Raw genomic sequence first — 20,499 nt, 5'->3', positions numbered from 1 at the left:
ATGGGATTCGTCTCCCTCAAGGCGTGGCGGGCCCGGGCGGCCGCCAACGCGGCCCGGATCGCCGAGCTGAAGGAGCAGCTCATCCCCGGCCTCGGGCTCGGGCCCGAGGACAGCCTCACGGTGAGCGAGATCGCCTGCGCGGATCCCGGCTGCCCGGATGTCGAGACCGTCGTCCTCGTCATGCGGGCGGGCGAGCGGAGCCGCGCCATCCGCATTCCCCGCGCCCTTCACGAGGTCGACGACGCGGACATCAATGCCGCCTGCGCGGAGGAGGGATTTCGGCGGGGGGCGCAAATGCCGTGACGCCGCGCCCCGGCTCCGGAATGGCGCGTTGCCGAGGGCGCACCGTGGTGTCAGGTTCCGTCATCCGCAAACCCGCGGAATAGCCTCGCGCGGCAGCATGACGACATCTCGACACGGCCCCCTGCGGGTCGGCATCGGCGGCCCGGTCGGGTCGGGCAAGACGGCCCTGATGGAGGGGCTCTGCAAGGCGCTGCGCGCCCGCTACGACCTCTGCGCCATCACCAACGACATCTACACCAAGGAGGATGCACGGCTCCTCACAGTAGCGGGGGCGCTGCCCGAGGAGCGGATCATGGGCGTCGAGACCGGCGGCTGCCCGCACACCGCCATCCGAGAGGACGCCTCGATCAACCTCGCGGCGGTGGCCGAGATGCGCCGCCGCTTCCCCGCCCTCGATCTCATCCTGATCGAATCCGGCGGCGACAACCTCGCGGCGACGTTCTCGCCCGAACTCGCCGACCTGACCCTCTACGTCATCGACGTGGCGGGCGGGGAGAAGATCCCGCGCAAGGGCGGGCCCGGCATCACCCGCTCCGACCTCCTCGTCATCAACAAGACCGACCTCGCGCCCCTCGTCGGCGCCGACCTCGCGGTGATGGAGGCCGATACGCGGCGGATGCGCGGGAGCCGGCCTTATGTCTTCACCAGCCTGCGGCAGGGCGAGGGCGTGGAGGAGGTAGCCCGCTTCGTCGTCGAGGCGGGTGGTCTGTAGCCGGCTATTCAGGCGGGCGCGCCGGGTGGACCGGCACCGCCCCGTAGGGCGCCTCGACCCGGCGGCAGAGATAGACCTCCTCCTCCGGGTGGCTCTCGATGGCAAAGCCCGCCGCGCGCAGCATCGCCTCCGTGCAGGCCCGGTTCGGCACCCACCAGTTGGTCGGATCGCCCGCATAGGAATGCTCGATGAAGTGGAGCTTCGGGTAGTCCGGCCGGTCGAAGTGGTCCATCTCGAAGAAGTCGTAATCCGCCCTGATCTCCGGGACGGTCTTGGCGCCCCGCTGCATCGACTGGAAGACCAGCAGGTCCGCCGCCGCGTGGGCGTGGATCAGGTCGAGGGCGAGGAGCGGGTGGCGCAGGTGGTAGAGCACGCCCATGAACAGGACGAGGTCGAAGCGCTCGCCGAGCGCCGCGACGTCGTAGACGGAGCCCTGCCGGAACTCGATCTCGGCGCCGAGCGCCTCGGCGGCGAAGCGGGCCTGCGCGAGGTAGTCCGGATCCTCGTCGAGGCCGACGACGCGGGCGGCGCCCCGGCGCTTCATCTCAATGGCGTAGAAGCCGCCGTTGCAGCCGATGTCGAGCACGCTCCTGCCCGACAGGTCGGAGGGGATCGCATGCGCGAAGCCGCGCCACTTCACGGATGGGTAGTCGCCCAGGAAGTGGTCCGGCGCCGTGAACACGCCGGGCGCGATCTCGATGTTGTGGAACCAGGGGCCGAGCGCAGCGGCCCGGGTGCGGAGGTCGTCGGTCCGGCTCATGCGGATACCCGTTCGTTGATGCTCTCGACCTTGGCGCCCCATTCGCCGAGCACCACGGCGCTGATGGAGGCAGGGCTCACCTCGAAGCGGCCCAGGGCGTCCGGCGCGAGTCCGAGCGCGAAGGCGAGCACGAGCTTGATCAGGTCGGCATGGCTCACGAGGGCGATGCGGGCCTCGCCGTGGCTTGCGCGCAGCTCCTCCAGGGCGCCGACCGCGCGGGCCTGCGCCTCCAGGATCGTCTCGCCGCCGGGCGGGCGGGTCACGTGCCGGGCGGTGTTCCAGAGCGTCCAGCGCGGATCCGCGTGCAGCTCCTCGAAGCTGCACCCCGACCAGGCACCGAAATCGATCTCGTTGAGCGCCGGCAGAACGCGCATCGGCACGCCCGCGGCGGCCGCGATCGGCTCGCCCGTCTCCTGCGCCCGCTCGAGCGGGCTCGCATAGACCGCGTCGAGGCGCTCGCTCTTCAGCCGCGCCGCGAGCGCCCGCGCCTGCGCCCTCCCCTCCTCGCCGAGACGGATGCCCGGCATCCGCCCACACAGCGTGCGGTCGAGATGCCCGTGGGCGGCGTGCCGCACGAGGAAGAAGGTGGTGGTCATGCGCGCGCCGATCTCCCGATGGCTCCGGGGATACTCCCGGAGGGCCTCGGACCAGATAGGCGCGCCGCTTGCCGCGGCCATGGTCGGGAGGCTGGGCCGGATCGGGTTCGATCCGCCCGTCGATATTTTGCCGGTTCACATAACCGGCAAAGGAATGCAAGCCCGACGGCTTGCGGCCGGCAGGACACCGGTGTGATCGTCGCCGGTCCTCTCCGGCCAATTCAGCGTGAGGCTCGTCCGGACCCTGCGTCAGAGGCCGATCAGCGCGGCGATCAGGTCGGCCCCCGCCGCGGCCGAGCGCTCGCCCGCCATGACCGCCCGTTCGGCCGCAGCCGTCTTCGCTCGCACCTCCGCGCTGCCGACGAGACGCTGGTGGAGGCGCTCATGCACCATCGCCCACATCCACTTCACGTCCTGCTCCCGGCGCCTTGCCGCGAGCTCGCCGGAAGCGGTGAGCTTGGCGCGGTGGTCCAGAATCGTGGCCCAGAGCGCATCGAGGCCCAGGTTGGCGAGGCCGGAAATCGTCACGACCGGCGGAGTCCAGGTGGCGCTCGCGGGCGTGAGGATGTGGAGCGCCGCCCGGTACTCCGCCGCCGCGGCCTTGGCGCGCCGGCTCCCCTCCTCGCCGTCGGCCTTGTTGACCGCGATCATGTCGGCGAGTTCGAGAATACCCTTCTTGATGCCCTGGAGCTCGTCGCCGGCCCCCGGCAACATCAGCACGAGGAAGAAATCCGTGAGATCGGCCACCGCCGTCTCGGACTGGCCGACCCCGACGGTCTCGACCAGGATCACGTCGAAGCCCGCCGCCTCGCAGAGCAGCATCGTCTCGCGGGTCTTGGCCGCGACGCCCCCGAGGGTGCCCGAGGAGGGCGAGGGGCGGATATAGGCGTTCGGATCGGCGGCGAGCCGCGCCATCCGGGTCTTGTCGCCGAGGATCGAGCCGCCGGTGCGGGTCGAGCTCGGATCGACCGCGAGCACTGCGACCTTGTGGCCCTGCGCCGTCAGGTTGGAGCCGAGCGCATCGATGGTGGTGGACTTGCCGACCCCGGGCACGCCCGTGATGCCGACCCGCACGGCCTTGCCGGTATGTGGCAGCGCCGCATCGAGGAGTTCGCGTGCGGCGGCCCGATGGTCGGCCCGCTTGGACTCGGCCAGGGTGATGGCGCGGGCGAGCGCGGCACGATTGCCCTGGAGGAGCTGGTCGAGATCGGGAACGGGCACGCGCGTCATCGGGCCTTTCTGCCGGCTCGCCGCCGTGGCGTCGAGGGCGGCCTTTGGCCGATCCACCGAGGGATCCGTGGCGCCGCGGCCACGCGCGCGGATCCTTCGCCGGCCGCCCCGCCCTGGTCACGATCACCCGGCATCACGCGGGCCGAAGCGCGGCCGCGGAGACCCACAGGTGCGACATTCCCCGACTTTGCCCGAACGCCCGACCCGGCGCGGCATGCTGCGCCTCGGCGCCCGCCTCGGCGGCGCGGTGCTCACCGCCCACGCGCTCGGCGGCTGCCTCGCCGAAGGGTTCGTCTCCGGCACGGTCGCAGGGCCCGAGAAGCAATCGGCCCTCGACGTCAGCCCCGTCCTTCTCGTGGCGACGACTCGCCGGCCGGCCCGCGACCCGAAGAATGCCCCCTATTTCACCGACGAGCGCGGGCGGGGCCTAAGCTTCGCGGAGCTGCGCCTCGACGCGCCCGACCGCTCCCTCGTCGGCAAGGTCTCGGCCGTGGTCACGGGCGACTGGACGATCCGCAGCGTGTCGCGGGTCGAGACCGGAGCGGGCGCCGCCACCGCCTTCGCGGATGCCACCCTCGGGCGCGACGTCCTGCTCTACGTCCACGGCTACCGCGAATCCTTCGAGACCGCATCCGTCAGCGCCGCGCGCCTCTCGGACGGCATCCGCTTCCGCGGGGTCTCCGGCCTGTTCACCTGGCCCTCGGCCGGCTCGACCTTCGATTACGGCTACGACCGCGAGAGCGCCCTGTGGTCGCGCGACGCGCTGGAGGACCTGCTGCGGGCGCTGGCCGGCCCGGCGGGGGGCGGGCGCATCCACATCGTGGCGCATTCCATGGGCACGCTGCTCACCCTCGAAACCCTGCGCATGCTGCGCGCGGATGCGGGCGCGGGCGCCATGGCCCGGATCGGCGCCGTAGTGCTGGCCGCCCCCGACATCGACATCGACCTCTTCACCAAGGGGGTCGAGCGGCTGGGGCCGGACGCCGCCAAGATCACCGTGATCTCGTCCACTAAGGACCGGGCGCTGGAGCTGTCGAGCACCATCGCGGGCGGCGTGATGCGGGCAGGCGCAGCCGAGCGCGAGCGGCTCGAAGCCCTCGGCGTGCGGGTGGCCGATGCCTCCGACTACGGCAGCGGCCTCATCAACCACGACCTGTTCCTCTCCAACCCGGAGGTCCAGCAGGTGGTCAAGCGCGCGGTGGCGCGGGCGACGGGCGCCTGATCCGGTTTTCCGGGCGATCGGTTCGAAGGCAGTCTCACCACGCCCGCACGGCGACGGAGCGCAGCCGGACATCCGCATGGTCAAGCAAGCAGCCGGATGTCGGATGGGGCGCCACCGGCTGCGCCGACCCTGACGGATGAAGCCTCAGGATGCGCCATGCGTCGTGCCGCTCAGGGCTTCGGGGCGCCGGCCTTCGTGGTGAAGGTGCCTTCGAAGCGCCCGCGCTGGGTGTCGGCGGTGCAGGCCACCGTCGAGGTGCCGGGCGCGGCAGGCGGGAAGCGGCAGGAGCCCACCGTCATCAGCGTGTCGCGCATCACGGCGCCGTCCGGCCCCTTGCTGGTGAGGATCAGCACGCTCACCGGCTGCGAGGCATCGACGCCGAACTCCTCTTGGCGCTCCTGCTGGGCGCCGGTGCCGCTGAAGCTCACCGCCGTGCCGTCGCTGGACTTGAACTCGAACGCGGTGCGCCGGCCCTGCACGCTGTTCACGAGCTCGTCCGCGCAGGTGGCGCTGGCGTCGCGCCCGCCCAGGACGAGCTTCTCGCAGGTGCCCTTGAGGACGTTGGTCGTGGGCGATTGCCCCCGCGCCTCGACCAGGCAGGCGAGACCGAGGAGCGGCAGGATCGTGATCAGGCGGGGCGGCATGCTGCCGATCTAGAGCATTTTCCGACGAAGTGGACACCGGTTCGTCGCAGAAAATACGGGCAAAGCACCGCGGACACCCCGGTGCCCCCCGCCGTGCTCGCGCCGCAACCCCCGGGGCCTCATGCCGTTACGGCAGGGCGCGCTCCAGGAGGAGGCCGGCCGCCGGGCCGAGATCGCGGCAGCCGAAGAAGCCGTGCTCCCGGCGCAGCCGCGTCTCGGCATAGGCCTCGGCGATCGCCGGGGGCGCCGAGGTCGCGAGGGCCGCGGCGCCGGCGAGCGCGGCAAGCCGCCCGGTCGCGAAGCGGGCCTGCGCCTCCGCATCCGGCGCCTCGAGCGCCTCCGCCACGTCCCGCGCCGCCTCCCGGGCGCCCGGCAGGCCGCGCGCCTCCGTGGCGAGTTCCGCCAGGAGCGATCGCGCCTCCTCGGGCGCCCGGGCGGCGGCGCGCAGCACGTCGAGGGCCATGACGTTGCCCGATCCCTCCCAGATCGCGTTGACCGGCGCCTCCCGGTAGAGGCGGGGGAGCGGGCTCTCCTCCACGTAGCCGTTGCCGCCCAGGCACTCCATGGCCTCGTAGACGAGGGCGGGCGCCGCCTTGCAGACGGCGTATTTGACCGCCGGCGTGAGGAGACGGGCGCGGGCCCCCTCCCCCCGGTCGAAGCTCGCCGCGAGCCGCATCACCAGGGCGGTCTGCGCCTCGACGGCGAGCGCGAGGTCGGCGAGGACCCCCCGCATCGCCGGCTGGTCGGCGAGGCGCTTCTGGAAGACGCTGCGGTGCTGCGCATGATGGAGCGCCAGCGCGAGGGCCATGCGGGCAAGGCCCGAAGAGGCCACCGCGCAGTCGAGGCGGGTGAGCTGCACCATGGCCAGGATGGTGCGGATCCCGCGTCCCTCCTCGCCGATGCGCCACCCGAAGGCCCGGTCGAACTCGACTTCCGAGGAGGCGTTGGAGCGATTGCCGAGCTTGTCCTTGAGCCGCTGCAGCTCAAGGGCGTTCACGCTGCCGTCCGGCCGGTGGCGCGGCACGAGGAAGCAGGCGAGCCCCGCCGGCGCCTGCGCCAGCACCAGGAAGGCATCGCACATCGGGGCGGAGAAGAACCACTTGTGGCCGGTGAGCGCGTAGGTGTCGGCGCCGGTCGGCTCCGCCCGCGTGGAATTGGCGCGGACATCGGTGCCGCCCTGCTTCTCGGTCATGCCCATGCCGAGGGTGACGCCGGCCTTCTCGAACCAGGGCAGGAAGCGCGGATCGTAGCGGCGGGCGGTGATGCGCGGCCACCACGCGGCGAGGTGGTCGGGGGAGGCCGCCAGCGCCGCGACGGCGGCGCTCGTCATCGTCATCGGGCAGAGATGCCCGCTCTCGACCCCCGCGACGATGTGGAGGCGCGCCGCCCGCGCGAGGTGGCCCCGTCCCGCCGGCAGGGGCGGTGCGGGCCCGTCCCAGACCGAGGCGTGGAGCCCCTCCGCGATGCTCGCGCCCATCAGGGCGTGATAGGCCGGATGGAACTCCACGATGTCCGCCCGGCGGCCGCGCGGGTCGTGCGTGCGCAGGCGGGGCGGGTTCTCGTTGGCGAGCCGGCCGAGATCGAGCCGCTCCGCCGAGCCCCAGGCGGCCCCGAAGGCCAGGAGCGCGGGATCCTCGGGATCCGCCCCGTTCGCCCCGAGTGCACCCCGCAGGGCCGCATCGGCCGCGACGAGGTTCACGTCCACGAAGGGCGGGCTCTGGTTGAGGACGTCGTGCGTGTGCATCGCCAAGCCTGCCGGCCAAGCTCTTCGTCCCGGCAGGTCATCCTGCGTGCGGGATGAGGCGGATGCAACCGGCGCTCAGGCGGGCGGATGGGGGTCGGGGCGGGGCGGGCGCACCAGCCAAGTGAGCGACGCGAAGGCGCCGAGCCAGGAGCCGAGCGCCGCGAAGGCGACGTAGACCGCATTCTCCGTGTAGTTGATGACCGCGAAGGCGGAGAGCAGGTACCAGACCGCGCTCCAGTTCGCGGCCGGCACCCGCCGCCGGGCGGCCACCGCCGCGTTGAAGAACACATAGGCGGAATCCGTCACCGCGGTCGCCGCGACGACGCCGAGGGCGATCAGGGGGTCGATCATGGCTGCCTTCCGGGCCGGGACGCGCCGGCGGCAGGATAGCGGACCGACATGCCGCCCTTCCACCCGCCGGCCCGGGCCGCGCGACGGCGGGAGATGATTGCCCTTAGGCCTCTGCGCGGCATATCGGAGCATCCGACCGGGCCTTCCCCGGATGGATCGTGGCATGGATGCAAGCGAGACCCCGGACATCACCAGCGCCGTCTACGGCCTGCCGCCCCCGGATCTGGCGGCGGTTCCGGAGGGCGCGCGGCAGCTCTCGCCGATGCTGCCGGGCGCGGCGGCCCTGGAGGATCTCCCGCCCGGCGCGCTGAGCGAGATCGTGCTCCTCGCCCCGCCGGGCACGGCGGAGCGGCGCGCGGTGCTCGCCCTGGCCTTGCGGGCCTTGCGGGCGGGCGGACGGATCACCGCGCTCGCGCCCAAGGATCGGGGCGGGGCGCGGCTCGGGCGCGAGCTCGCGGGCTTCGGCTGCACGGTCGAGGAGACGGCCAAGCGGCACCACCGCACCTGCCGCGCGGCCCGGCCCGCCGTGCCGGCCGGGCTCGATGCGGCGATCGCCGAGGGCGCGCCCCGGTTCGTCCCGGAGCTCGGGCTGTGGTCGCAGCCCGGGGTGTTCAGCTGGAACCGGATCGATCCGGGGACCGTGCTCCTCCTCGACCACCTGCCACCGCTCTCCGGGCGCGGGGCGGATCTCGGCTGCGGCCTCGGCGTGATCGCCCGGGCGGTGCTGGCCTCGCCGGCGGTCACGGCGCTCGCCCTCGTCGATATCGACCGGCGGGCAGTGGCGGCGGCGCGGCGCAATGTCGAGGATCCGCGCGCGAGCTTCGCCTGGGCGGATGCGCGCCGGCCCGACGCCGTGCCCGGGCGGCTCGATTTCGTGGTGACGAACCCGCCCTTCCACCACGAGGGCAGCGAGGATCAGGGGCTCGGGCAGGCCTTCATCCGCCGCGCCGCGGAGGTGCTGCGCCCCGGCGGCATTTTTTGGCTCACGGCCAACGCGCATCTGCCCTACGAGGCGGTGCTCGCCGGGGCCTTCCGGCAGGTGACGCCGCGGGCCGCCGCGAACGGCTACAAGCTCTACGAGGCCCGCCGATGAGCCGCGTCCCCACCTTTCGCCTCGACAGGCTCCTGGCCAATCTCGGCTATGGCTCGCGCCGGGAGATCCAGGCCCTCGCGCGGGCGGGGGCGATCATCCTCGACGGCGCGCGCTTGCGCGCCGCGGACGAACGCATCCCGGTGACGCGGGACCTGCCCGAGCGGCTCACCGTCGGCGGCGTGGCCCTCGACCCGCCGCCCGGCCTCGTGCTGATGCTGCACAAGCCGACCGGCGTCACCTGCTCGCACAAGGAGGCCGGTCCCCTCGTGTACGGGCTCCTGCCCGAGCGCTGGCGCCGCCGGGACCCGCCCCTCTCCACGGTCGGCCGCCTCGACAAGGAGACCTCGGGCCTGCTGCTGCTCACCGATGACGGCGCGCTCCTCCACCGCATCATCTCGCCGAAGGCCAAGGTGGCGAAGCGCTACCGGGTGGAGCTCGCCCGGCCGCTCGCCGGGGATGAGGGCGCGCTCTTCGCCTCCGGCACGCTGATGCTGGAGGGGGAGGACAAGCCGCTGCTTCCCGTGGAGCTCGTGGCGGAGGGCCCGACGCGGGCGAGCGTGACGCTCACCGAGGGCCGCTACCACCAGGTCCGCCGGATGTTCGCGGCGGTCGGCAATCACGTGACGGCCCTGCACCGCGACCGGGTCGGGCGGCTGGACCTGCCGGCCGACCTCGCCCCGGGCGCCTACCGGATCCTCGGCGAGGCGGAGCTGGCACAGGTCTTCGACGAGGGGCGCTGACCGGCGGGTCCGCGATCGCCTCCGGCGAGCACGAAACGGCCGAGACCGAGCAGGACAAGGCACGCCGCCAGGGTCCTGATCCGGGCGGCGAGCAGGGCCGGCCGGACGCGCGGCCCGGGCGGCCTGTCCGGCCCTCCCGCATCGGGCGATGCGGCGGCGCAGCGTTCGAGGGCGCGCAAGCCCAGGCTCCGGAACCGCGCGTCCCGGCGCGCGAGCAGGAGCGGGCCGATCAGCCTCAGGCAATTCGCACTGCCGCCCTCGACGGCGCGCGCGAACCACGGCAGCGCCTCGCCGGTCCTGCCGCCCTCGACGAGAAGCCGGCCGAGATTGAACTGCGCCCAGCAATCCCCGCCCTCGGCCGCCCGGCGGTACCAGGTCAGCGCGGCCGTGCGGTCGATCGGCTGGGCCCAGCCTTCCTCGTGGAAGCGTCCGAGCATGCCCATCGCCTTGGCGTGACCCTGCGCGGCGGCGCGGCGGAACCACGCATAGGCTTCGCGGTGATCGCGCCGAACCCCATTCCCGTAGAGCAGCAGCGTGCCGACATTGTACTGCCCCCAGGCATGGCCCGCGGCGGCGGCCTTGCGGAAATGGATCAGGGCCTGGGCGTGGTCGACCGGAACGCCCCATCCCAGCTCGTGGCAGCGCCCCACCATGTTGACGGCCTCGATGCTGCCGATGCGAGCGGCGCGGCTGAACCAGCCATAGGCCGCGCCCAGGTCGCGGGGCACAAGACGGCCATCGAGATGCATCTGCCCGAGCACGACCTGGGCGGCCTTGAACCCGTGCTCGGCGGCCAGACGGATCCAGGCCACCGCCTCGTCGCCATCCGCGTCCAGGATCCTCGCCCACTCGGCGGCATCGAGGCGACGCAGGCGCTCCAGCGACGGAGGCTCCCGCCGGGCTGCGCCCGGCCGGCCTGTCGCCCGCGTCATGCGCCTGTCGTTCCGCCGGCTCGGGTGAGGACGACACGGGGGTGGGACCGGGTTTGCGGACTCACGACGCTTCATCTCGATAGTGGGTTCCGTAGAGACCATCTCAAAAAAGCCGAACGCTTGCAAGTCAAGCTACAGAACACAAACTAGAATAGGTACAATGAAAGACTGAGAAGCAAGCAAAGTTTTTGATTGCAACGGCAACGACAATGTTGATAGGGCTGCATTGTAGCTGGTTTTTGAGGATGACGATGAGCGCGCGCGGTTCCGTGTTCGAGGCTGGGTCAAATGCGGCGTTGGGCGTGAGCCTCGCGGCCTCCCTGGGCAGCTTCGCGAGCGGTGCCGCGGCTCAGGAGGCCGACACGGTCGAGCTCTCCACCATCGACATCGCGGGCATCCGGGCCGTGGGCCAGGCGAACACGCTCAACGAGAGCACCGGCCTGTCGCGCCTGCCCGGGCGCGTCCAGGATACGCCCCAGGCCATCACGGTCGTGCCCGGCGAGGTCATTCGCCAGCAGCAGGCCACCACCCTGGAACAGGCCCTGCGCAACGTTCCGGGCATCACCGTCTCGGCCGGCGAGGGCAATGGTGGCCTCAACGGCGACCAGTTCCGCATCCGCGGCTTCCAGGCCAAGAACGACATCTATCTCGACGGGTTGCGCGACTTCGGCGTCTACGTCCGCGACAGCTTCAACATCAGCGACGTCGTCGTCATCAAGGGTCCGTCATCGGAGACCTTCGGCCTCGGCACCGTCGGCGGCGCCATCAACATCGTGTCGAAGCGAGCCTCCCTGGCGGACTTCACCGAGGTCGAGGGGGCGTTCGGCAGCGGGCCGCTCGGACGCTCCACGCTCGACGTCAACCGCCGGATCGACGAGACCACCGCGGTCCGGCTGAACGCGATGGTGCACCGGCAGGACGTCGCCGACCGTGACAACATCAAGAGCGACCGTTGGGGCGCGGCCGCCTCCCTCGGCTTCGGCCTCGGCACGGACACGACGTGGTTCCTGAACTACGCGCACCAGTACACGGACCGGACGCCCGATTTCGGCGTCCCGACGATTCTGCTCCCCGGCACGAGCCGGGCGGTGCCGGCGACCGAGTTGGGGCTGCGGCGCAGCACAGCCTACGCCCGGGCGAGCGACATGGACCGGGCCAATGCCGACCTGCTCACCTCGCTGATGAAGTGGCAGGTCAACGATTGGCTGACCGTCACCAACGATTCCCGCATCGCCTTCTACACCCGCGACTTCTCGTCGACCGCGCCGGTATGCCGGACGAGCAGCTGCGTGCTCGGCTTCCTGCAGGGCGGCAACCCATTCGTCGGCTACAGCGCGGGCGGCGGCCTGAGCTTTCTCCAGGACGCCTGGGGCGCCCAGAACGTCACGACCGCCGTCGCGCGGTTCGAGACCGGGGCCCTGCGCCACGAGGTCGTGGCCGGCATCGACTACTTCTATCAGGCGGATGAGCGCCAGGGCCTGACGATCACCCGCCCCAACCAGCAGATCCGCACGCCCCTCTTCGACAATGCGGGCTTCAGCTTCGCGCGCAACCCCCTCGGGCGCCGGGAGAGCACGGGCAGCAACATCGGCGTGTTCGGCTCGGACCGGATCTGGTTCGCGCCCCAGCTGTCGATCCTGGCCGGAATCCGCTACGACGACTACACGGCCCGCTACCGCACGAGCGCGGCGGCCGCAGGCGTCCCCGCCGGGGAGTTCGGCGCCTGGCGCGAGAGCCGGACCGGCTTCGCCAGCCCCAAGGTCGCCCTCATCCTCGAACCGAACAAGGACGTGACCGTCTACGCGTCGTGGTCGCACGCCACGACGCCGGCCGGCGCCTTCGTCACGCAATCGACCAATATCGAGCTTCCCTCCAGCATCGTCAGCCAGAAGCCGGAGCGCACGAACCTCTACGAGGTCGGCACCAAGATGAGCTTCCTCGACGGGCGCCTCGGCTTCTCGGCCGCGGCGTTCCGGGTGGAGAAGACGAACTCGATCGACGTCGATCCGGTGACCGGGGCGCTGATCCTCGGGTCGCTCGACGCCTACGACGCGCGGCTCGTCAACGGCTTCGAGCTCGGGCTGACCGGCAGCCTGACGGAACACTGGCACGTTCAGTTCGGCTATACCCACCTCGACGGGCGCATCACCGCCTCGGGTGATCCGGTCATCGGCAATCGCACGCCCTTCACGCCCGAGAACGCGGTGTCGGCCTTCACGACCTACAATCTCGCGCCCGCCCTCCAGCTTCCCGGGCGGTTCCTCATCGGCGGCGGCGTATTCTGGGATGACGGCTACTTCCCGGGCGCCGACAACATCACCCGCATCCCCGGCAGTTTCTCCCTCGACGGGCTGATCTCCTACGAGCACGACGGCTACCGGGTCGCGGTCAACGTCTACAACCTCACCGACGCGCTGAATTACGGCGCCGCCTTCTCGAGCCGCGCTGTGCCGCTCTCCGGCCGCACGGTGCTGGTGAGCCTCGGCACCCGGTTCTGAGGCCGGACGGAGGATCGCCGCGTGCTGGTTCACGTCCCGAACGTGCTGACCCCCGCCGAGATCGCGCTTTGCCGCGCACGCCTGGAGGCGGGGGAGTGGATCGACGGCCGCGCCACTGCCGGGCAGCAGGCGGCGCGGGCGAAGCACAACCTTCAGATCCCCGAGGATTCCGACACCGCCCGGGAACTCGGCGAGCTGATCCTGCGGGCGCTCGGGCGCAGCCCGCTGTTCAATGCGGCCGCCCTGCCGCTGCGCGTGCTGCCGCCGCTGTTCAACCGCTACGATGTGGGCATGAGCTTCCGCAATCACGTCGACGGGGCCGTGCGGGCGATCCCCGGGGCCGGGATGCGCCTGCGCGCGGACGTCTCGACCACGCTGTTCCTGACCGACCCGGACGCCTACGAGGGCGGCGAGCTGGTGATCGAGGACACGTTCGGGAGCCACGCCGTGAAGCTGCCGGCGGGCGACATGATCGTGTATCCGGCCACCAGCCTGCACCGGGTCGAGCCGATCACCCGCGGCAGCCGCTGGTCGGCGTTCTTCTGGTCCCAGTCCATGGTCAAGGATGACGGCCGGCGCGCGCTGCTGTTCGACCTGGACCAGGGCATCACGGGCGTGCGGCGGAAGCTCTCGGACGACGATCCGGCGGCCATCGCCCTGACGAGCTGCTACCACAACCTGCTGCGCCGCTGGGCCGAGATGTGAGCGGGGTGCTCTTGCGCGTCCACGATCCCGCCGCGGCCGCCGAGGATGCCCGCCGGCGCGCCCGGACGCGGCGCGCCTTCTGGCTGAAGCAGCTCTATGCCTGGCACTGGGTCAGCTCGGCTCTGTGCCTCGTCGGCATGCTGCTGTTCGCAGGCACCGGCCTCACGCTGAACCACGCCGCGCAGCTGGAGGCCCGCGCGAAGGTCGCGACCCGCGAGGCGCTGCTGCCGGGCGATCTGGTCCCGCTGGTGCAAGCCCTGCCGGCGCGCGGGCGCGGCCCGCTGCCGCCCGCCGTGGCGGATTGGCTGAACCGGCAGCTCGGCATCCCGGCGGGGCCGCGAGAGGCCGAGTTCTCGGCCGACGAGATCTACGTCGCCCTGCCGCGCCCGGGGGGCGACGCCTGGGTCAGCCTCGCGCGCAGGGACGGCAGCGTGCTGCACGAAGTGACCGGCCGCGGCTGGATTGCCTATCTCAACGACCTGCACAAGGGCCGCCACACCGGCCCCGCCTGGTCGTGGTTCATCGACGGGTTCGCGGCGGCCTGCCTGGTGTTCTGCCTGACCGGGCTGGTGCTGCTGTGGTTCCATGCCGGCCGCCGCCCGGCGACCTGGCCGATGGTGGGGCTCGGCCTCGCAGCCCCGCTCCTCATCGCCCTCCTGTTCATCCATGCCTGAGGTCTGCCCCGTGCGCATGCGCGCCACCGCCCTGTTCTCCACCCTCCTGACGGCGCCGGCCGGAGCGGCCGAGCTGAGCATCAGCCTGCAGGTCCCGCGGCTGGACGTGGCCGAGTACCACCGGCCCTACGTGGCGGTCTGGATCGAGCGGCCGGACCAGAGCGTCGCGGCCAACCTCGCCGTCTGGTACGACATTGCCAAGCCTGGGCGCGAGGGCACCAAGTGGCTGAAGGACATGCGGCAATGGTGGCGCCGCATCGGCCGCGAGCTCGACATGCCGGTGGACGGTGTCAGCGGCGCGACGAAGCCCGCCGGGGAGCATGCGCTGCGCTTTTCGGGCGACGCGGCCCCGCTGAAGAGCCTCGAACCCGGCACCTATCAGCTCGTGGTCGAGGCCGCTCGGGAGGTGGGCGGGCGGGAGGTCGTGCGCCTGCCGCTCACCTGGCCCGCCCCCGAGCCTCAGACCCGGGAGACGCGCGGCGCGGAGGAACTCGGCCGCGTTTCCGTCACGCTCACCCCCTGATCCCGGCCCGGGCCGTGTCTGCTCCGGCCGGACCGGACGCCTCTCCCATCGCCTGATTGTCCCCGCATGGTCCGACCGGCCGGTCTCCGCTCCGGCGGACCATGCTCTCGACCGACGAGGCCCGTCATGCCCCTGCCCCGCTCCCGCCGCGCCGCCCTCGCGGCGCTCGCTCTCGCCGCCTCGCCCCTGTCCGGGCCGGCCGAGGCCCACAGGGCCTGGATGCTGCCCTCCGCCACCGTGCTGTCGGGCGACGATGCCTGGGTCACGGTCGACGCCGCGATCTCGAACGACCTGTTCTACTTCGAACATTTTCCGATGCGGCTCGACGGGCTCACGGTGACAGGCCCGGACGGCAAGCCGGTGCCGGCCCAGAACGGCAACACCGGCAAGTACCGCAGCACCTTCGACCTGCATCTCGACAAGCCCGGCACCTACAGGGCGAGCGTGGTCCAGTCGGCCGTGTTCGCCAGCTACAAGCTGAACGGCGAGCCGAAGCGCTGGCGCGGCGCCCCGGAGAACCTCGACAAGGAGGTGCCGCGCGAGGCGGAGGGGCTGCAGGTGACGCAATCGCAGCAGCGCACGGAGGTGTTCGTCACGGCCGGCAAGCCGAGCGAGGCCGCCCTGGAGCCCGGCACGACGGGACTGGCCCTGCGTCCGGTGACGCATCCGAACAGCCTCGTCTCGGGCGAGGAGGCCCGGTTCGTCCTGCTGCTCGACGGCAAGCCGGCGGCCGATGTCGAGGTCGAGGCGGTGCCGGGCGGGATCCGCTACCGCGACAAGCTGAACGAGATCAGGCTGCGCACCGGAGCCGACGGCAGCTTCGCGGTGATCTGGCCGGCGCCCGGCATGTACTGGCTCAGCGCCTCCGTGCAGGACGCCAAGGCCACGCTGCCGAATGCCCGACGGCGGGCGACCTACAACGCCACGCTGGAAGTCCTGCCGCCCTAGAGCATTGTCCGACGAAGTGGATACCGGTTCGTCGCCGGCCATGCGGCACGATCGAGGATCGAGAGCGGTGCGGCGCGTCCTGATCCCCTGCGCGGTGCCGGCCATCGGCCGCGCCCTGCAGGACGGCACCCTGGCCGAGTGGTCCGGCGAGACCATGGGCACGACCTGGTCGGTGAAGGCCGTGGTTCCGGCCGGGTGCCGGACGGACGGGCTTGCGGCCGATCTCGCGCGGCTGCTCGACGGCATCGACCGCGAGATGAGCCAATGGCGGCCGGATTCGGACCTCTCCCGCTTCAACCGAGCGCCGGCCGGGAGCTGGGTCCGGCTGCCGCGGCGTCTGCACGCGGTGCTCGGCGTCGGGCTCGACCTCGCGCGACGGACGCAGGGCGCCTACGACCCGACGATCGGCGCCCTGGCGGATCTGTGGGGCTTCGGGCCGTCCGGGCCGATCTTGCAGAGGCCCGGCCCGGCCGCGATCGCGGCCGCGCAGGCACGCAGCGGCTGGTCGCGCGTGCGGCTCGACCCCGCCGGAGAGGCGGCCTTCCAGCCCGGGGGCGTGCAGCTGGATCTCTCCTCGATCGCCAAAGGCTACGCCGTCGACGCCCTCTCGGAGGCGCTCGGCGGGCGGGGTCTGGCGAGCCATCTCGCCGAGATCGGGGGCGAGCTGCGCGGGACAGGGGTCAAGCCGGACCGCCAGCCCTGGTGGGTCGGGCTGGAGGACCCGCTGACGGCGTCGGCGGAGACGATCGTCGCCCTGCATGGACTGAGCGTGGCCACATCGGGCGACTACCGGCGCGTCCTCGCCTGCGGGGCGGAGCGCCACGGCCATACCCTCGATCCCCGGACGGGCCGGCCGCGCACCAACGACCTGCTCGCGGTCACGGTCCTGCACCCGAGCTGCATGATCGCCGACGCGGCGGCCACCGCCCTGTTGGTGCTGGGGCGTGAGGCCGGGCTGGACCATGCCGATCGCCACGGCCTTGCCGCGCGCTTCCTGTTTCGAACCGCGGATGGCGATGCGGGCGAGCGCATGAGCGCGTCCCTGCGGAGGATGCTCCTGTGAAGGGCGAACCCGCCAAGGGCGTCCGGCTGACGGACGCCGCCATCCGCGCCTGATCGACGGCCGCTCGGGCCCGCGGTCGCGGTGCGGCCTCGACCGGCCTCTGCACCTCAGCGCAGGCCGTTCCACTGCGAGATGTCCTCCTTGGCGAGGCCGCCGACCCGCGCATGGGGACGTCCGCCGGTGGTCATGGCGAGCGCGAACAGGATCTCGTCGGCCCTCGGCGCATCCGCCACCGCGACCGTGATCCCGTCGAAATGCGAGCGCACATAGGCCGCGTCCTTGTGGTGGATCGGCACGTCGAGGACGGCGCCCATCGGACCGACCTTCGTCATCGAGGGCACGATGGCGAGCGCCTGTCCCAGAAGCTCGCGCATGGCGTAGCCGCCCGGCACGTGCCAGAGAGCGCCGTGCTCCAGCTCGCCCGCCGACCCGACCAGCGCGCCCTTGCCGTAGGCCTCGATCCGGCCGGGCTCGTTGCCGAGCGCCGCGAGCAGCTTCGTCGCGCATTCGAGCCCGAGCGGCTTGAGCGCCTCCATCATCGGCACGATGTCAGGCTCGTAGCGGCCGGCGAAGGGATTCCTCACCACGCAGGCGAGCGCGCCCTTGAGCAGGGGCGCGGCGAGCGGCGGGCCGCCATCATGGCGCACCTCCTCGACGGTGACGACGATCTTGCGGACCTCGATCATGGGCCTCTCCCGGCAGGGACGTCCGGCCGCGCCCGGCGCAGCCGTCTGCGCTTTTCCGCCGAAGACGGCGCGGCCGCAACGGGGCCGGGTCGCCTCTGGACCCGCCCCCCTCTTCGCCGCATGGAAGCTTTGGACGATCGCGAGGCTCATCATGGCTCAGACCCCCGTCAGCGCTGCGGCCCCGACCGAGACGATGCACGACCTCGACGTGCTGGTGATCGGCGCAGGGATCTCCGGCATCGCCGCGGGCTATTACCTGCAGACGCATCTCCCGACGAAGACCTACGCGATCCTGGAGGCGCGCGACGCCATCGGGGGCACCTGGGACCTGTTCCGCTATCCGGGCTTGCGCTCGGATTCCGACCTCTACACCTTCGGCTTCAGCTTCCGGCCCTGGGGCGGCGAGCGGTCGATCGCGGACGGAGCCTCGATCCTGCGCTATCTGCGCGAGACCGCCGCGGCCTTTGGCATCGACCGGCGGATCCGCTTTGGGCACCGGGCCCTGCGCGCCGCGTGGCGCTCGCAGGAGGCGCGCTGGCACGTGGAGGTGGAGATCCGCGGCGAGCCGGCGCCCGTGACCTTCTCCTGCCGCTTCCTCTCCATCTGTGCCGGCTATTACGACTACGCGGAGGGCTACCGGCCGGTCTGGCCGGGCATGGAGCGCTTCGGCGGCCGCATCGTGCATCCGCAGGATTGGCCGGCGGATCTCGACCTGACGGGCCAGCGCGTGGTGGTGATCGGCAGCGGCGCCACGGCGGTGACGCTGGTGCCCGAACTCGCCCGCACGGCGGCCCATGTCAGCATGCTGCAGCGCTCGCCGAGCCACATCCTGTCGCTGCCCGCCGAGGACCGGATCGCCAATTGGCTGCGCAGGCGCCTGCCCGCGCGCCTCGCGCACGGCCTCGTGCGGTGGAAGAACATCGGCCTCGGCATCCTCTTCTACCAGCTCGCCCGGCGGAAGCCGGACCTGGTGGCCCGCAAGATCCGCGAGGGCGTGCGTGCCCAGCTCGGTGAGGGCTACGACGTCGCCACCCATTTCACGCCGACCTACGACCCCTGGGACCAGCGCGTCTGCTTCGTGCCGGACGGCGACCTGTTCCGGGCGATCCGCGGCGGCCGAGCCTCGATCGTGACCGACCACATCGAGAGCTTTACCGAGACGGGGCTCGCACTCCGCTCGGGCGCGCAGCTGGAGGCGGACGTCATCGTCACGGCCACGGGCCTCAAGCTGAAGATGCTCGGCGGCATGACGCTCGCGGTCGACGGGCGGCCCGTCGAGGCGTCGAACACCCTCCTGTACAAGGGAATGATGCTGAGCGACGTGCCCAACCTCGCCGTCGCGATCGGCTACACGAACGCCTCCTGGACGCTCAAATGCGAGCTCACCGCGCGCTTCGTCTGCCGTCTGATCGCCCGGATGGAGGCGCGCGGGGACGCGTGGTGCGTGCCGCGCCGGGGCGCTGGCGTGGGCGAGGAGCCGGCGATCGACTTCACCTCCGGCTATATCCGGCGGTCGCTCGCGCTCCTGCCCAAGCAGGGCACGCGCAAGCCCTGGAGGCTGTACCAGAACTACGCCCTCGACCTCGCCGCCCTGCGCTTCGGCGCCCTGGAGGACGAGGCGCTGGAATTCGGGAGGGCGGATCGGCGGCGGCCCATCGCATGAGCCGGGACCGCGTGCGGTGAGCGACGCGGATCCGGGGGCTGCGCTCCGAACGCTGATGGAGATCGCCCTGCTCCTCAATCGAACCTGAGGTGCGGGATTGGCTGCCCTGGAGCGCTCAGGCAGCCGCGGTTTCATCCGCCAGGGTCGGCCCGGACCCGGAGCGGAGCTCTGCGCCGCACAGGCACGACGAGACGGTCTGCGAACGCTCGTTCGCAGGCCGGATCACAGGGTCTCCGCCCCTTCCCGGATTCTCCGCCCCTCGCGCTCTCTCTTTCCCGGATCTCCTTCCGCTGCCGCTGCAGTCGTCCAGGAAAGGGAGGAGCGGACATCCTCGCCTGGGCCGACGCGTCTCAATCGAAACCGAGGAGCGCAGTGGCCGCCAGGGCAGAGCCCCGTCCAGGACCCGCAATCCGTCAGCCCGTGGTGGCGCGGGCGCCGCGGCGCTTGCGGGCGTAGTCGAGCAGCACCTCGTCGGCGCTGGCGGGCAGCACGATCGCCATGGTGGCGAGGAGGTCGCCCCTCGTGCCGTCCTTCCGGGGCAGGCCCTTGCCGCGCAGGCGGAAGGTGCGGCCGGAACTCGTCATCGGCGGGATCTTCATCTCCACCGCGCCCGTCAGGGTCTGGATCCGGACGGGACCGCCCAGCACGGCGTCCTCCAGCGACACCTCGGCGGTCACGCGCAGGTCCGCCCCGTCGATCTGGAAGCGGGAATCGGGCGCGAGGCGGATGGTGAGAAGGGCGTCGCCCGGCTCGCCGCCGCCCCGGCCCAGATGGCCGAGGCCGCGCAGGCGAATCACCTGCCCGTCGGTGACGCCCTTGGGCACCACCACGTCGACCTCGCGGCCCGTGGGCAGGACGAGGCGCAGCTTTGCCTCGCTCGCCACCTGGTCGAGGGTCACGGTGAGTTCCGCCGCGACGTCGTCGCCCTTCTGGGCGGTGGTGCGCGCCCCGGCGCCGGCGCTGCGGAAGGCCTCGCCGAAGAGCTGCGAGAAGATGTCCTCGCCGAACCCGCCCGCGCCCGCGCCCGCTCCGGTGCCGCGCCCGCGCGCCATCGACTCGAAGTCGAAGCCCGAGAACCCGCCGCGCGGCCCGCCCGCGAAGCCTTCGAAGCCCTGGAAGCGCGGCTTGCCCTCCGCATCGATGGCGCCGCGGTCGAACTCGGCCCGCTTCTTGGCGTCGCCCAGGATTTCGTAGGCTTGGTTCACCTCCGCGAAGCGATCCTTCGCCTTGGCGTCGTTCTTGTTGCGGTCGGGGTGGTAGGTCTTCGCGAGCTTGCGGAAGGCCTTCTTGATCTCCGCCTCGGCGGCGGTTCGGCTGACGCCGAGCACGTCGTAAGGATTGCGCATGGTGGTCCGGGTGCCGTTGCGGAGCGTCGGCGCTCCGTGAGCCAGTCGAGCGTCAATGTGGGAGAT

Annotated in this window: 21 protein-coding genes; 12 read left to right on the top strand and 9 right to left on the bottom strand. The window is 72.0% G+C overall.

What is annotated here, in order from left to right:
* Together MNOD_RS05265 and ureG are read left to right on the top strand one after the other, a co-directional pair.
* Positions 1-303 (top strand): hypothetical protein, encoded by a 303-nt coding sequence (locus MNOD_RS05265; protein ID WP_015927795.1) that lies wholly within the window; start codon positions 1-3, stop codon positions 301-303.
* 97 nt (positions 304-400) lie between these two features.
* Complete coding sequence (ureG, locus tag MNOD_RS05260; RefSeq protein ID WP_015927794.1) at positions 401-1,015, top strand: urease accessory protein UreG; 615 nt, start codon at positions 401-403, stop codon at positions 1,013-1,015.
* A 4-nt stretch (positions 1,016-1,019) separates the two neighbouring features.
* On the opposite strand, the gene MNOD_RS05255 is transcribed toward ureG, so the two are convergent.
* The 3 genes from MNOD_RS05255 to meaB form a co-directional block, all read right to left on the bottom strand.
* Entirely contained in the window at positions 1,020-1,775 is a 756-nt protein-coding gene (locus tag MNOD_RS05255) for a TIGR04290 family methyltransferase (protein WP_015927793.1), read from the bottom strand.
* Positions 1,772-2,371 carry a histidine phosphatase family protein gene (locus MNOD_RS05250; RefSeq protein ID WP_015927792.1) on the bottom strand — a complete coding sequence of 200 codons (600 nt, stop codon included), beginning with the start codon at positions 2,369-2,371 and terminating at the stop codon, positions 1,772-1,774. The genes MNOD_RS05255 and MNOD_RS05250 overlap by 4 nt, the downstream gene beginning before the upstream one ends.
* 249 nt (positions 2,372-2,620) lie before the next feature.
* Positions 2,621-3,601, bottom strand: coding sequence for a methylmalonyl Co-A mutase-associated GTPase MeaB (meaB, locus tag MNOD_RS05245; protein ID WP_043750453.1), 981 nt, complete (start codon positions 3,599-3,601; stop codon positions 2,621-2,623).
* Positions 3,602-3,815: 214 nt separating this feature from the next.
* Here meaB and MNOD_RS05240 point away from each other — a divergent pair, with 214 nt between their 5' ends.
* Positions 3,816-4,823: an alpha/beta hydrolase gene (locus MNOD_RS05240; protein ID WP_043748121.1), complete on the top strand. Its 1,008-nt coding sequence runs from the start codon at positions 3,816-3,818 to the stop codon at positions 4,821-4,823.
* Positions 4,824-4,993: 170 nt separating this feature from the next.
* Here the strand turns inward: MNOD_RS05240 and MNOD_RS05235 are convergent, their stop codons facing one another.
* The 3 genes from MNOD_RS05235 to MNOD_RS05225 all read right to left on the bottom strand — a co-directional run bounded on the left by MNOD_RS05235 (position 4,994) and on the right by MNOD_RS05225 (position 7,562).
* The gene (locus MNOD_RS05235; protein WP_015927789.1) at positions 4,994-5,467 is read right to left on the bottom strand and encodes a hypothetical protein; all 474 of its coding nucleotides are present in this window, start codon (positions 5,465-5,467) and stop codon (positions 4,994-4,996) included.
* Between the two features lie 127 nt (positions 5,468-5,594).
* Positions 5,595-7,211, bottom strand: a complete 1,617-nt coding sequence (locus tag MNOD_RS05230; RefSeq protein ID WP_015927788.1) for an isovaleryl-CoA dehydrogenase — start codon at positions 7,209-7,211, stop codon at positions 5,595-5,597.
* Between the two features lie 75 nt (positions 7,212-7,286).
* Positions 7,287-7,562: a hypothetical protein gene (locus MNOD_RS05225; protein WP_015927787.1), complete on the bottom strand. Its 276-nt coding sequence runs from the start codon at positions 7,560-7,562 to the stop codon at positions 7,287-7,289.
* Between the two features lie 163 nt (positions 7,563-7,725).
* Here MNOD_RS05225 and MNOD_RS05220 point away from each other — a divergent pair, with 163 nt between their 5' ends.
* Positions 7,726-8,655 carry a class I SAM-dependent methyltransferase gene (locus MNOD_RS05220; RefSeq protein ID WP_015927786.1) on the top strand — a complete coding sequence of 310 codons (930 nt, stop codon included), beginning with the start codon at positions 7,726-7,728 and terminating at the stop codon, positions 8,653-8,655.
* Complete coding sequence (locus tag MNOD_RS05215; RefSeq protein WP_015927785.1) at positions 8,652-9,395, top strand: pseudouridine synthase; 744 nt, start codon at positions 8,652-8,654, stop codon at positions 9,393-9,395. The genes MNOD_RS05220 and MNOD_RS05215 overlap by 4 nt, the downstream gene beginning before the upstream one ends.
* On the opposite strand, the gene MNOD_RS41275 is transcribed toward MNOD_RS05215, so the two are convergent.
* Positions 9,341-10,327, bottom strand: coding sequence for a tetratricopeptide repeat protein (locus MNOD_RS41275; RefSeq protein ID WP_015927784.1), 987 nt, complete (start codon positions 10,325-10,327; stop codon positions 9,341-9,343). The two genes, MNOD_RS05215 and MNOD_RS41275, sit on opposite strands and share 55 nt — an antisense overlap.
* 251 nt (positions 10,328-10,578) lie before the next feature.
* Between MNOD_RS41275 and MNOD_RS05205 the strand changes: the two genes are divergently transcribed.
* The 6 genes from MNOD_RS05205 (at position 10,579) to MNOD_RS05180 (ending at position 16,738) form a co-directional block, all read left to right on the top strand.
* Positions 10,579-12,825, top strand: a complete 2,247-nt coding sequence (locus MNOD_RS05205; protein ID WP_015927783.1) for a TonB-dependent receptor — start codon at positions 10,579-10,581, stop codon at positions 12,823-12,825.
* A 21-nt stretch (positions 12,826-12,846) separates the two neighbouring features.
* Positions 12,847-13,530: a Fe2+-dependent dioxygenase gene (locus tag MNOD_RS05200; protein ID WP_015927782.1), complete on the top strand. Its 684-nt coding sequence runs from the start codon at positions 12,847-12,849 to the stop codon at positions 13,528-13,530.
* A gap of 5 nt (positions 13,531-13,535) precedes the next feature.
* Positions 13,536-14,204, top strand: a complete 669-nt coding sequence (locus tag MNOD_RS05195) for a PepSY-associated TM helix domain-containing protein (protein WP_244424667.1) — start codon at positions 13,536-13,538, stop codon at positions 14,202-14,204.
* A gap of 16 nt (positions 14,205-14,220) precedes the next feature.
* Positions 14,221-14,727: a DUF2271 domain-containing protein gene (locus MNOD_RS05190; protein WP_043748117.1), complete on the top strand. Its 507-nt coding sequence runs from the start codon at positions 14,221-14,223 to the stop codon at positions 14,725-14,727.
* A 126-nt stretch (positions 14,728-14,853) separates the two neighbouring features.
* Positions 14,854-15,675 carry a DUF4198 domain-containing protein gene (locus MNOD_RS05185; RefSeq protein WP_015927779.1) on the top strand — a complete coding sequence of 274 codons (822 nt, stop codon included), beginning with the start codon at positions 14,854-14,856 and terminating at the stop codon, positions 15,673-15,675.
* 67 nt (positions 15,676-15,742) lie between these two features.
* On the top strand, positions 15,743-16,738 hold the full coding sequence (locus MNOD_RS05180; protein ID WP_015927778.1) for an FAD:protein FMN transferase: 996 nt from the start codon (positions 15,743-15,745) through the stop codon (positions 16,736-16,738).
* A 107-nt stretch (positions 16,739-16,845) separates the two neighbouring features.
* Here the strand turns inward: MNOD_RS05180 and MNOD_RS05175 are convergent, their stop codons facing one another.
* Positions 16,846-17,424 (bottom strand): amino acid synthesis family protein, encoded by a 579-nt coding sequence (locus tag MNOD_RS05175; RefSeq protein ID WP_015927777.1) that lies wholly within the window; start codon positions 17,422-17,424, stop codon positions 16,846-16,848.
* 151 nt (positions 17,425-17,575) lie between these two features.
* Here MNOD_RS05175 and MNOD_RS05170 point away from each other — a divergent pair, with 151 nt between their 5' ends.
* Positions 17,576-19,087 (top strand): flavin-containing monooxygenase, encoded by a 1,512-nt coding sequence (locus tag MNOD_RS05170; RefSeq protein ID WP_015927776.1) that lies wholly within the window; start codon positions 17,576-17,578, stop codon positions 19,085-19,087.
* A 413-nt stretch (positions 19,088-19,500) separates the two neighbouring features.
* Here the strand turns inward: MNOD_RS05170 and MNOD_RS05165 are convergent, their stop codons facing one another.
* Entirely contained in the window at positions 19,501-20,433 is a 933-nt protein-coding gene (locus tag MNOD_RS05165) for a DnaJ C-terminal domain-containing protein (protein WP_015927775.1), read from the bottom strand.
* Positions 20,434-20,499 lie beyond the last annotated feature (66 nt).

Source organism: Methylobacterium nodulans ORS 2060 (genome assembly GCF_000022085.1).
Taxonomy (GTDB): domain Bacteria; phylum Pseudomonadota; class Alphaproteobacteria; order Rhizobiales; family Beijerinckiaceae; genus Methylobacterium; species Methylobacterium nodulans.
The sequence above is the reverse complement of the archived record's forward strand: the minus strand, read 5'-3'. Positions and strand labels throughout refer to the sequence as shown.